At 59.6% G+C, this 12,073-nt stretch carries 7 protein-coding genes; 4 read left to right on the top strand and 3 right to left on the bottom strand.

Annotated features, from left to right (window positions below; translation table 11 throughout):
* Window positions 1–4,953 (bottom strand): alpha-2-macroglobulin, encoded by a 4,953-nt coding sequence (locus UR289_RS10165; protein WP_320709967.1) that lies wholly within the window; start codon window positions 4,951–4,953, stop codon window positions 1–3.
* Window positions 4,954–5,239: 286 nt separating this feature from the next.
* Between UR289_RS10165 and UR289_RS10160 the strand changes: the two genes are divergently transcribed.
* The 4 genes from UR289_RS10160 to UR289_RS10145 all read left to right on the top strand — a co-directional run bounded on the left by UR289_RS10160 (window position 5,240) and on the right by UR289_RS10145 (window position 9,873).
* Window positions 5,240–6,784, top strand: coding sequence for a PTS transporter subunit EIIC (locus UR289_RS10160; RefSeq protein WP_320709965.1), 1,545 nt, complete (start codon window positions 5,240–5,242; stop codon window positions 6,782–6,784).
* A gap of 12 nt (window positions 6,785–6,796) precedes the next feature.
* Entirely contained in the window at window positions 6,797–8,164 is a 1,368-nt protein-coding gene (locus tag UR289_RS10155) for a 6-phospho-alpha-glucosidase (RefSeq protein WP_045888293.1), read from the top strand.
* A 90-nt stretch (window positions 8,165–8,254) separates the two neighbouring features.
* Window positions 8,255–9,103 (top strand): 3-mercaptopyruvate sulfurtransferase, encoded by an 849-nt coding sequence (gene sseA, locus UR289_RS10150; RefSeq protein ID WP_069303177.1) that lies wholly within the window; start codon window positions 8,255–8,257, stop codon window positions 9,101–9,103.
* The gene (locus UR289_RS10145; protein WP_045888294.1) at window positions 9,103–9,873 is read left to right on the top strand and encodes a MurR/RpiR family transcriptional regulator; all 771 of its coding nucleotides are present in this window, start codon (window positions 9,103–9,105) and stop codon (window positions 9,871–9,873) included. The genes sseA and UR289_RS10145 overlap by 1 nt, the downstream gene beginning before the upstream one ends.
* 17 nt (window positions 9,874–9,890) lie before the next feature.
* Here UR289_RS10145 and sseB read toward each other — a convergent pair whose 3' ends face one another.
* Complete coding sequence (sseB, locus tag UR289_RS10140) at window positions 9,891–10,667, bottom strand: enhanced serine sensitivity protein SseB (protein WP_221701962.1); 777 nt, start codon at window positions 10,665–10,667, stop codon at window positions 9,891–9,893.
* A 78-nt stretch (window positions 10,668–10,745) separates the two neighbouring features.
* Window positions 10,746–12,032 (bottom strand): aminopeptidase PepB, encoded by a 1,287-nt coding sequence (gene pepB / locus UR289_RS10135; RefSeq protein WP_033146220.1) that lies wholly within the window; start codon window positions 12,030–12,032, stop codon window positions 10,746–10,748.
* Window positions 12,033–12,073 lie beyond the last annotated feature (41 nt).

The raw sequence follows: 12,073 nt of genomic DNA, 5'->3' as shown, positions 1-12,073 counted from the left end.
TTACGGAACAACAATCAGCGGGCCGCTGGCCGCCCCCGTTGCCCGCCACTGCGGAACGTACATAGACTCCACCATCGGGACCGGCACCTGATAGGTTCCCGGCGTCACGGCGCGGGCCAGATAAACCAGCGTGACCGGCTGACCTTCGTTTACCGGCACGGCAGCCACAAAGCGGTCGTCGCGGAACTCCATATGCTGAATATCCGCCTGCTGCATCTGGCTGAGCAGGTTCTGAACCTCACTGCCGCTGTCCTGCAGGCTGGCGCTGCTGCTCGCCAGGTTCTGGTTTTCGAGCTCCAGACCCGCAGGGAGCAGATCCACCACCAGCGCATCCGGCACGTTCTGGCTGGCTTTAACGTCCAGCCACACCAGCACCAGCTCACCGCTCTTCAGCGAGGAGAGCGATTTACTGCTGCCGTCGGTTGCCAGGATATGACGTTCAACCTGCAGCACGTTCGAGCTCGGCTGAGGGGCATATTCCGGATAACCGGTGCTGTCCAGGCGTACCCACAGCGGCGCTGTACCGGTGTTAGTCACCTGCAGCGCGCCAAGCTGGTCGCCGCTCACGTTTTGCACCAGTGACTTATCGCCGCCTGATGCGGCCTCAGACAGCGAAGTTTTCGCCTGCCACGTACCAGACAGGGTTTGCAGTGAGCGTCCGGCCAGGAACAGCGCATTGCTCTCCTGCGTTGACAGCCAGCGCTGGCTGAAGGCCTGTTCAGACAGAGCATTCAGCAGCGTATTTTGCGCATCCGGCAGCAGCTTGTACTCCTCCAGAAGAGAGAGCATCAGCGCGTTATCGCGAAGCTGGCTGCCGTAATCGGCCATCCAGTTTTTGCTGTCGTTGCGCGGGGTTTTGAGCGCCAGATCCAGCGCCTGCTGGCTGCGCGGCGCATCGCCCATCAGTTTGAGCGCCATGCCCAGCTGCATCAGCGGCAGCCCGGAAGCCGCCTGCCCGTGGCGATCCCAGATTTCACGCAGCGCGCCCAGCGGCGCTTTTTGCTGACGTGCCAGCACCAGCGCGGCATAGGCCTGCACGGCAAACTTGCTGGCCTGAGTATCGTCGCTGTAGCGAATGGACATCATGCCCGGATCCTGCAGGTAGCGCAGCAGGCGGTTATTGGCGTTATTCACCGCATCGGCAGGTACGCTGTAACCCTGCTCGCCCGCGCGCACCAGGAAGTCGGTCACGTAGGCCGTCAGCCAGTACTCTTCCGGACCGTTTTTATCCCATAGCGCAAAACCACCGTCTTCACGCTGCATCTGCAGCAGACGGGAGATGCCAATATCAATCGCTGCACGGCGCTTGTCATCGGTGTCGCCCTTGATGCCAAGTGCAGTCAGCTGCGCCGCGTTAGTGTAGAGCGACGGGAACAGGCCACTGGTGGTCTGTTCCAGGCAGCCATACGGATACGCCTGCAGCTCGCGAATATAGCGCGCCAGGTTAAGCGGTGGTTTGCCGCTCAGCAGCAGTTGCCCCTGCAGGGTAGCAGGAGAGAAACCGTTACTATGCTGCACCGGTGCGGTCCAGGACTCGCCGGGGTTCAGCATGGCACCGGTATTCACCGTCTGCGCCGGGAATGCCGGACGCACGCCGATTTTCCAGCTCTTCTGCTGCGGCGCAAAGGTCTCACCCGGAAGCTGCAGGCCCGTAACCTGAGCCGTCACCTCACCATCACCATAACCCTCCAGCGCACGCACCGGAATAAACAGGGTGCTGCGCGCGCCAGGAGACAACTGAACCGGCTGCGGCTGCGAGCCTTCCAGCGACAGTTTTCCTGTCGCGGTCAGGGCGACATTCAGCGTTTGCGGCTTGTCCGTCAGGTTGGTGAGGTCCAGCGTCAGCCGTGAGGTGTCCCCGCTTGCCAGGAAGCGCGGCGTGTTAAGCTCGGTAATGACCGGCGCAGCCACCACAACCTTGCTTTCGCTGCTGCCGAAATCGTCTTCCGTCCAGGCCTGCGCCATCAGACGCAGCTCGCCGTTGAAATCACCAATCGGCAGCGTAATCGTGCCTTCTCCGTTGGCATCCAGCGTAACCGGCTGTGCCTGCTGGGCAATAATGGTGACGTGGTTCACCGGCGGCTTACCGCCGCGCTTCAGCTCATCACCGTCACCACCAAAGCGCAGCGCGGCCAGGCGGCCCTGCCCTTCGATGACCTGGCCGTAGATATCGTAGATATCCGCGCCGTAGCGTTTCTGACCGAAGAAAGCCTGCCACGGATCGGGCGTAACGTAATCGGTGATGTTCAGCACGCCGCTGTCAACCGCCGAGACCAGTACGTTCACTTTCTGCGGAACCGCACCCTCTTTCACGCTGGCTTTCACCTTCACAGAAAGCGTCTGGTTTGGACGCATTTTCTGCGGGTTATCGAGCGCAATGTTCAGACGACGATTTTCATCGCCCATCGGCAGATGCAGCAGGCCAACCGCGCGTTTCGGCGTGGCGGATTTCGATTTATCCCCAGGACGAACCACCAGCGTACTCAGGTAGAGATCGTGACGTTTCCAGGCTTTGTCGACCGGGATAGCGAGATCAAGCCCGTTTGCCGGTACGTCGATCTCTTTCCACCACAGCGGCCCTTCGCTGGACTCGATCATCGCATAGCCCTTACCTGCTGCCGGCGCTGCAATGTGCAGGTTAATGGTATCGCCTGGCTGATAGGCTGGCTTATCCAGTTTCAGCGTCACGCGGTCAGGACGTGCAGCCCCGGTGCCGTCGCTGTTATCCTGCCAGCTGTAGCCTGCCCAGAAGCGCACGCTGCTGACCATCTCATCAGGCGCTTTAACTTCCAGACGGTATGAGCCCCACTCCACCGGGAAGGTGACTTTACCCGTCTCGTCGGCCTTGAGAGTCAGCTCCTGCTCGCCTTCAACCAGATCTTTCTGATCGAACTGAGACTGCCAGCCTTCGCTCTCAGACCAGTTCCAGAAATAGTCCCGACGTTCACGGATCAGGCGTACCTGTAAACCGGAAACCGCTTTTTTCGCTCCGCTGGCATCGGCATAAACGATGTCGAAGCTGGCGTTGCCGTTCTCGTCAACAATCGGTTGGTTGACGGTGGTATCGGTGCGGTAGTCGTAAACGGCTTTACTGGCGAACTGAGGGCGGATACCCGGCAGCTCAGCCGCTGGCCAGATGGCCTGCTCAGCGCGACGCGTCACCGGACGGCCGCCGGACTCCAGCAGGCTGGCCTGCAGAATCAGCTGCAGAGGAGAATGCACCTCTTTCCACTGGCTTTCGGTGGTTACCTGCCCACGCCCCTGCTCATCCAGCGTAAGCTGAACTTCATCCAGACTGCGGCTCAGGTTCTCCTCAGCGATATCGCCAAACTGGAAGCCCGGCAGCGCAGCCACCGCGTCACGCAGCGGACGCAGGAAAAGCTGGCCCTGCAGAGAATTACCGTTGGCCGGTGCGCCATACAGGTAATAGCCCACCACGTTAAAGTCCACGTTATCCTGCGGTGAAACCGGCGTTTTTTGTCCGCTCAGGTTGAGCGCCATACGCTCGGGCATGAAGTCTTCGACGTGGAAGTCCCACAGGCGCTGCAGGTTATCGCCCGTGTTGGCGCGGATATGCCACATACCGGTCTGCGCTCCGCTGTCCAGCGGATAGTTAAAGCGATAGAGCCCGTTCTCTGGCTTGACGACAATCGTACGCGCGACCTGTCCATCCGGGCGCAGCACGTCAAGCTTCACGGGCTGATCGGGAAGCGGCTTACCGTCACTGTCGCGCAGTAAGCCGTTGAGGATCACCGTTTCACCCGGACGATAGAGATCGCGCGGGCCAAACATGAAGAATTGCTTGCTGTAGCCGGGGCTACCGGCAATATCGAACTCCGCCAGATCCAGCGCCGGAAGCTTGAGGTCAAGCAGCGTGGTCTGGCCGTCTTTGCTCGCCAGAATCAGCGCGGCTTCTTTGTCCGTTTCAAGCTTCGCATGACCGTCGGCATCGCTCTTCGCCTCGGCGAGAGTCTGGCCTTTATCGTTCAGCAGCGTGACGGCCACGCCGGACTGCGCCGCACCGTTTTCCAGACTCTGAGTGAAAATATCCAGGCGGTTATGGTAACGGTGAGCGGACAGGCCAATATCGCTTAGGGTAAAGAGCGTTGCGGCGTTGCTGTAATTATAGTGCCCAGCCTTGTTCATGACCGCGATATAAACGCCAGACTGCTGGAGCGGTTTAATATCCTTCAGGGGCAACAGCAATTTTTCGCGCGTGTTGCGCGCCGGATTAAGATCGAATCGACCGGTGTAAACCAGCTCCGCCATCTTCAGCAGGTTATCGGATTCCCAGTTGGTCAGCGAGTTACGGTACTCCCACTGGCTGACAAGGGAGGCCAGCGATTCCGGCTTCACGCGGTAAAAGTTGACATCAACATTGTTGACGTTGAGCGCCATCACCGGCAGACCTTCCACCACCTTGCCCGGCAGCAGCGAGCCGCGGCTGGCAAAACCAACGGTGGGTTCAATGTCCCGGGTGGTCAGGGCTTTTTCATAATCAATGCCGAACGTCGCCTTGTTCAGCGCCTGCAGGTCACGTTCAACGGTGACGACCAGGTTGCGGTTAGGCTCCAGATGACGCAGGCGAAGCTCTTTCAGGTTAGGCGCAAGTTCCCACGCCCCGTCAACCTTGCCGCTTTTCTTGTCCACGACATGCACCGTTTTGGCGAAATCCTGATCGGGATTCAGCGGAACAGAAAAGGTCAGCACCAGCGTGGCGGCACCGTCGAGCTGAACTTCTGAGGTATCCAGCAACGTCAGCGCTTTTCCCTGAGTCTGGGCAGCCAGTTTAGCCAGCGTTTCAGCATTGGGCTTTTCTGCAGCTTTCGGTGTGGATGCGGTGGATGCCGCGGGAGCCGCAGCCTGAGTTTTATCGTCGCTGTTATCACAGCCGACAAGCGTAAACGTGGTGAGCAGCGCAAGAGAGAGCGCGGCTAAGCGAAACGGTTTCATCCTTTGTCCCTGGCCCAAGGAGCCTGTTGGTCGTCGTCCGGATAAGTATTATCCGCAAGTTTCATTAATTCAAAAAGGCCAATTTTAAAATCTGGAAAGCGCCTCGCAGAACGGCATCACGCCGCTACGCCGTGATGGAACCGCGATCACAGCACATAACGTCACATGTTACCTTTCAAGTCATTTGTTTTTAAAACAAGAGGATAGCTGGCTAAGCTCGCCCGAAGGCTGCTAGTTTTATGACCATGACGCACCCCGAGTGCGCGGTTCAAAAAGAGAGAAAGCCATGAAACGAGCCGTGAACGCCCTACAAAATTTCGGAAAATCATTGTACGGACCGGTACTTATCTTACCGATCGTCGGTCTGTTTATCGCCTTTGGTAACGTGCTGGGTAACGGTAACCTCGCTGAATACCTGCCGTTTCTGGGCCATCCGCTGATTCAGCACCTTGGTCAGCTTATCGCGAAATCTGCCGTGTCGGTGCTGGTCAACCTGGCGCTGGTGTTTGCCGTCGGGATCCCGATTGGTCTGGCGACGCGGGATAAAGGCTATGCCGCGCTGATTGGTCTGGTGACCTTCGTCGTGTTCATCAACGCCATGAACGTCACGCTACAGCTGCAGGGCGCGCTGGCGCCAGCGGCCCAGATGAAAGCGGCCGGGCAGACCATGTTACTGGGCGTGCAGGTGCTGGAGATGGGCGTTTTTGCCGGGATCCTGACCGGGGCGCTCTCCGGATATCTGTACAACAAATACTCCAGCGTACAGTTTAACGGCGCGATGGCGATTTACTCCGGCCACTGTTTTGTCGCCATCGTCATGCTTCCCGTCTCCATGCTGCTCGGCGTGGTGATGAGTGAACTGTGGCCGTATGCCCAGCACGGCATTAGCGCCCTGGCGCTGGCCATCAAAGGCTCCGGGCCGTTGGGCGTGGCAATCTACGGTTTCCTGGAACGTATTCTGGTCCCCACCGGCCTGCACCATCTGGTTTATACCCCGTTCCTCTATACCGAGCTGGGCGGCACGCAGGAGGTGTGCGGCGCAACCTATCAGGGCGCACGCAATATCTATTTCGCCGAGATGGCCTGCCCGGACGTGAAGCAGCTCAGCAGTACCGTGGTGTGGGACGCGCGCGGCATCAGCAAGATGTTCGGCCTGCCTGCCGCAGCCCTGGCGATGTATATGACCGCAAAGCCGGAGCGTAAAGCCATTGCGAAAGCCATTCTGATCCCGGCGGCGCTGACCTCGCTGCTGGTCGGCGTGACCGAGCCGATTGAGTTCTCCTTCCTGTTCGTCGCTCCGCTGCTCTTCGTGGTGCACGCGGTGCTGACCGGCATCGGCATGATGCTGTTCTCGCTGCTGGGCGTTCACGCCATCGGCGCCAACGGGATTATCGACTTCATCCTCTACAACCTGCCGCTCGGCACGGAGAAGTCCAACTGGCCGATGTATATCGTGGTCGGGCTGATCATGTTCGCCCTCTACTTCGTGGTGTTCCGCTTCCTGATCCTGCGCTTCAACATGAAAACGCCGGGCCGTGAGGATGACGATCGGGAGACGCGCCTCTACAGCAAGCAGGAGTACCAGGCGAAGGGCAATAACGACGGGCTGGGCGAATCCATCGTGACGGGTCTGGGCGGCCGGGAAAACATTGAGGTTGTGGACAACTGCTACACCCGCTTACGCGTCACGGTGAAGGACGTCGCCATTATCGACGAGCCGCGGCTCAAGGCGACCGGCGCGAAAGGGATTATCAAACAAGGTAACAACGTTCAGGTGGTCTACGGGCTGCACGTCAAAAAAATGCGAGAAGCCGTTGAGACGTTTCTCTGAAAGGAGCTAAAGATGTTTACACCCCCATTTATTCTGTCGATTGCCGGCGGCGGTAGCACCTACACGCCGGGCATTGTGAAAAGCCTGATGGTGCGCCTGCAGGATTTCCCGCTGGCCGAAATCCGCCTTTATGACATCGACGAGGCGCGCCAGAACACCATTGCGCCCGTCGTCGAAAAGGTCATTCGCGACCACAGCCAGAGCATCAAGTTCACCGTCACCAGTGACCCGGAAGTGGCGTTCAGCGGCGCGCATTTCGTCTTCGCCCAGATGCGCGTCGGCCAGTACAAGATGCGCGAGCAGGATGAGAAGATCCCGCTGCGCCACGGCGTGGTCGGCCAGGAAACGTGCGGGCCCGGTGGCCTGGCCTACGGACTGCGCACGATCCTGCCGATGGTGGAGCTTATCGATCTGGTCGATCGCTACGCGCACGAAAAAGCCTGGATCGTGAACTACTCCAACCCGGCGGCGATCGTCGCGGAGGGCGTGCGGCGGCTGCGGCCAAATGCGCGGGTGCTGAACATCTGCGATATGCCTGTCGCCGCGATGCGCAATATGGGGGCGATTCTGGGTGTCGATCGCCGCAGGCTGGAGGTGGACTACTTCGGCCTGAACCACTTCGGCTGGTTTACCCGCGTGCTGGTGGACGGCGAAGACAAGCTTCCCGAACTGCGTAAACATATCGCGAAGTTTGGCCTGCTGACGGAAGATGCGGCTAAAACCGATCCGCAGCATTCCGATCCATCATGGGTCAAAACCTGGCGCAACATTAAGCCGATCATGGACAACTTCCCGGAGTATCTGCCGAACCCGTATCTGCAGTACTACCTGATGCCGAACCAGATCGTGGAGCATCAGAACCCGGACTATACCCGCGCCAATGAAGTGATGGACGGGCGCGAGAAAAAGCTGTTCGCCGCTGCCGAAGAATACAAGCGCACCGGGATCCTGCCGGACGCCTTCCACGTAGGCGTCCACGGCGAGTTTATCGTCGATGTCGCCTGCTCGCTGGCCTTTAACCTGCGGAGCCGCCATCTGGTGATGGTGGAAAACCGCGGGGCGATTACCAACCTGCCTTACGATGCCGTGGTGGAGGTGCCCGCTTATATCACCTCCGAAGGCCCGGAACCGATTCGCGTCGGTCAGGTGCCGCTGTTCCATCAGACCCTTTTGCAACAGCAGCTCGCCTCTGAACAACTGCTGGTGGAGGCCACCATCGAGGGCAGCTATGAGAAAGCCCTGCAGGCGTTTACCCTCAACCGCACCGTGCCGACCATGGAACACGCGAAAGCGATTCTGGATGAGATGATCGAGGCCAACCGCGACTACTGGCCTGCGCTGCAAAAAGCCTGGCAGGACGGCGAAACGGTGAAAAAATAGGGGCTTGCTCGCGAGTTGAACGTGGTTTGCTTGTCGGTGTCAGAAAAAACACCGACAATCCTTTTTTACGGAAAAGAATGGAGGCAACCCATGTCCACCTCATATTTTGTCGCCGCCGACTGGCTGATTGAGCACGGTGACGATCCGGAAGTTCAGATTATTGACGCGCGTATGGCCCCGGCCGGGCAGGAACACCTTCGCGATATGGTCGCGGAATACCGTGCCGGACATCTGCCTGGCGCGGTATTTTTTGATATCGAAGCCCTCTCCGATCGCAACTCTCCCCTGCCGCACATGCTGCCGCGCCCGGAAGCGTTTTCTGTGGCGATGCGCGAGCTGGGCGTCAGCAAAGACAAACACCTCGTTGTTTATGATGAAGGTAACCTCTTCTCCGCCCCGCGCGCGTGGTGGATGCTGAAGAACTTCGGCGTGGAAAAAGTCTCTATTCTGGCGGGCGGGCTGGCGGGCTGGAAGCGCGACGAGCTGCCGCTCCAGCAGGGTGACGTGACGCTGCCGGAAGGCGAGTTCGACGCCACGTTCGACGCGCACGTGGTGAAACGCCTGACCGACGTGCTGGTCGTGAGCCATGAAAAAACGGCGCAAATCGTCGATGCCCGTCCTGCTTCGCGCTTCAATGCCGAAGCGGATGAACCGCGTCCGGGGCTGAAGCGCGGACATATTCCGGGGGCGCTGAACGTTCCGTGGGGCGATCTGGTGTTTGAGGGCGAGCTGAAAACCACCGACGAGCTGCGGGCCATTTTTGACCGTGCTGGCGTGGATTTACATCGTCCGATTATTGCCAGCTGCGGCTCCGGCGTAACGGCCTGCGTGGCGATCCTGGCGCTCGCCACGCTCGGAGCGAGCGACGTCACGCTCTACGACGGCGCCTGGAGCGAATGGGGTGCGCGGGACGATCTGCCGGTCGAACCCGCGAAATAATGGATAACCGCCTGGCCACGCTGTTAACGCGCGGGGCGTCGCTGACCCGCGCGGAGTATCGCGTCCTCGCCCACCTCACGGAGCACCCGCTGCTGGTGGGCAACATCACGGTACGCGAGCTGGCGCAGGCGACGTTTGTTTCTACCGCCACCATCATGCGGCTGTGTCAGAAGCTGGGGTTTAGCGGCTTTAGCGAGTTTATCTGGCACTGCAAGCAGCTGCTCTCCGACACGCCGCATATTGCCGCTCAGGGGCAGTCGCTTCCTGAACTCCCGGCGCTGTTTAATCAGTTTATCGCCAACTATCAGCACACCTTCCAGTGGGTCACGCAGGAGAAGCGCCAGCAGTTTGCCGACCTGCTGCGCGAGAAAGAGAGCTTCTTTCTCTACGGGGCCGGGTTTTCCTATCTGTTTGCGGAGTACCTGACCAAGAAGCTACAGGTGCTGGGCAAAACGGCGTTTATCTCCGGGCCGGGGGACAGCCGGAATATTTTCCTCAGCAACGCCGCCCGCTATCAGGTGTTTATTGCCGTCTCGCGCAGCGGCGAAACGGAGCAGGTGCTGGATAAAGCGCGAATTGCCAAAAACGTCGGTATGACGATCGTCGCGTTTACCCGCGCCTCGGCCAATACGCTGGCGGGGATGGCGGACGTGCACTTTGCCCTCTATGACGAAGCGGTACACTTCGCCGCCGAAGCCGCGGGGGTGACGTCGTTTGAGTCGAATCTGGTGCTGCTGATGGATTTACTGCTGCTGGAAGCAACGGGGTGATATTCACCCCGCCGTAATCAGATGATGCGGTTGGTTTTGAGATCGCGCAGGAAGCCGCCCCAGCGACGCTCGTAGAACGGGGAGATGTGCTCGGTGATAAAGTGGCTGATGCCCTTCTCGCCGTTCTTCACCTGGCAGATATCAATCGGCTCGTCGCCCGGCAGCGTGTCGGTCGCCACGCTTCCCGCGGCCTGAATGATATCGTCGATATCGCCGTCCGCCTCAATACCAATCAGCAGAACCGGATGCTCGTCCGCACGCTCTTTAATGGAGCAGAGAAACGCGCGTCTAACCGGTTTCAGGGTTTTGAACAGCGTCGTCAGGGAATCAATCATCTGCGCGGGCGGCTCGGCCACTTCAGACAGCAGCAGCGTTTCGCCCCCTTCCAGCACTTCCTGGGTGCTGAGCGGGTTGCCCTCTTCACCTATCAGATGGCTGATTTCACGCGGGGTAAACTCTTTCCCGGTCGGCAGCTTCGCGTTAAGGAACAGCGTCTGGCCAAGCGTCATTTCGAACAGGGTACGCACCGGCATCACTACGAACGCCTGTTCGTCTTCTACCGCTTCCTGCAGGGCTTCCAGCGAGGTGAAGAACGGGATCACCGACGTACCGTCGTCTTTCTCCCAGTGCAGCAGATCCAGCGCGCTGTCTTCGACAACCTGCTCACCTTCCGCCGCGGTGCCCGGCACCCAGACGGTGGATTCCAGCAGCGTGCGGAAAAATGCCGGACGGTGGGCGGGCTCGGTCGCCGCCTGCTCCAGCAGAGTTTCTAATTCGTTTTTGGTTTCGGACATAACAATTCCAGATGATGCATTTCCCCTCACCCCAGCCCTCTCCCTCAAGGGAGAGGGTTAGGGTGAGGGCAATAAAGATTACTCAGCCGTCAGCAGGTTCGCCACGGTACGCACGCCCAGACCGGTCGCGCCAGCGGACCACTGCTCAACCGCCGCTTTACGGTAGGTTGCGGAGCAGTCGATGTGCAGCCAGCCTTCGTGGTAGTTCTCAACGAAGTGGGACAGGAAGCCTGCCGCCGTGCTTGCACCCGCCGGGTACGCCGCGCTCGCGGTGTTGTTCAGCTCGGCAAAGTTGGACGGCAGCTGGCTGCGGTGGAACTCGGCCAGCGGCAGACGCCAGAACGGCTCGTTTTCCGCAGCGGCGCTTGCCAGCAGGCGAGCGGCCAGCTTGTCGTCAAAGCTGAACAGCGCGTGGTAGTCGTTGCCCAAGGCGGTTTTTGCCGCGCCGGTCAGGGTCGCCATGTCGATAATCAGCTCTGGCTTCTGGGCAGACGCGTCGATCAGGCCATCGGCCAGCACCAGACGGCCTTCGGCGTCGGTGTTCATCACTTCGACGTTTTTGCCGTTGCGATAGCGAATGATGTCGCCCAGCTTGAAGGCGTTACCGCTCACCATGTTGTCCGCGCAGCACAGATACAGCTTCACGCGCTTGTTCAGACCGCGGGTAATGGCGAACGCCAGCGCGCCGGTGATGGTTGCCGCGCCGCCCATGTCGGACTTCATGGAGTCCATGAACGCGCTCTGCTTCAGGCTGTAGCCGCCGGTATCGAAGGTGATGCCTTTACCCACCAGGCATGCAAAGACCGGCGCCGCTTTATCGCCGGTTGGGTTATAATCCAGCGCCAGCAGGACCGGAGGACGTTCAGAACCACGGCCCACGGTGTGGATGCCCATGTAATTCTGCTCGCGCAGGTCTTCACCTTTGGTGATGCGGTAGGACATTTTCTCGCCCGCCACGCCGCACAGCAGGTCAACCGCGCGCTGCGCCAGCTGCTCAGGACCGAGCTCTTCCGCCGGGGCGTTGATGGTGTCGCGCACCCAGTCGATGATTTGCAGGCGGCTTTCCAGCTCTTTCTGACCGGCTTCGTCGAGGTTAGCCCACTCGATTTTGCGGGTGCCTTTCGGCCCTTTGTAGCCTGCCCAGAATGCCCAGCTGCGGTCGGTGTCCCAGCCTTCGCCTTCCAGGGACACATGCTTAATGCCCAGGCCGTCAATTTTGCGGGCGGCGCGCTGGATCAGGCCCAAATCATCTTTGCCCGTCAGGTGCAGGGTAATGCCGTCGTTATTAATGCTGTAGGTGGCTTTCTCGCCCCAGCGCGCGTCAGCAGGCTGATTCGAGAGCGTAATCTTCATCGCTTCGGTCATTTTATTTTTCCTTATTAGCAACTAGCAAACGGGCCGCCTGA

The sequence above is a fragment of the Enterobacter sp. 302C9 genome (assembly GCF_034106085.1).
GTDB lineage: Bacteria > Pseudomonadota > Gammaproteobacteria > Enterobacterales > Enterobacteriaceae > Enterobacter > Enterobacter asburiae_B.
The sequence above is the reverse complement of the archived record's forward strand: the minus strand, read 5'-3'. Positions and strand labels throughout refer to the sequence as shown.

Bases quoted from the DNA above. Each gene is read 5' to 3' on its own strand.
- UR289_RS10165 (WP_320709967.1), bottom strand. From the start codon at position 4,953: ATGAAACCGTTTCGCTTAGCCGCGCTCTCTCTTGCGCTGCTCACCACG.
- UR289_RS10160 (WP_320709965.1), top strand. From the start codon at position 5,240: ATGAAACGAGCCGTGAACGCCCTACAAAATTTCGGAAAATCATTGTAC.
- UR289_RS10155 (WP_045888293.1), top strand. From the start codon at position 6,797: ATGTTTACACCCCCATTTATTCTGTCGATTGCCGGCGGCGGTAGCACC.
- sseA (WP_069303177.1), top strand. From the start codon at position 8,255: ATGTCCACCTCATATTTTGTCGCCGCCGACTGGCTGATTGAGCACGGT.
- UR289_RS10145 (WP_045888294.1), top strand. From the start codon at position 9,103: ATGGATAACCGCCTGGCCACGCTGTTAACGCGCGGGGCGTCGCTGACC.
- sseB (WP_221701962.1), bottom strand. From the start codon at position 10,667: ATGTCCGAAACCAAAAACGAATTAGAAACTCTGCTGGAGCAGGCGGCG.
- pepB (WP_033146220.1), bottom strand. From the start codon at position 12,032: ATGACCGAAGCGATGAAGATTACGCTCTCGAATCAGCCTGCTGACGCG.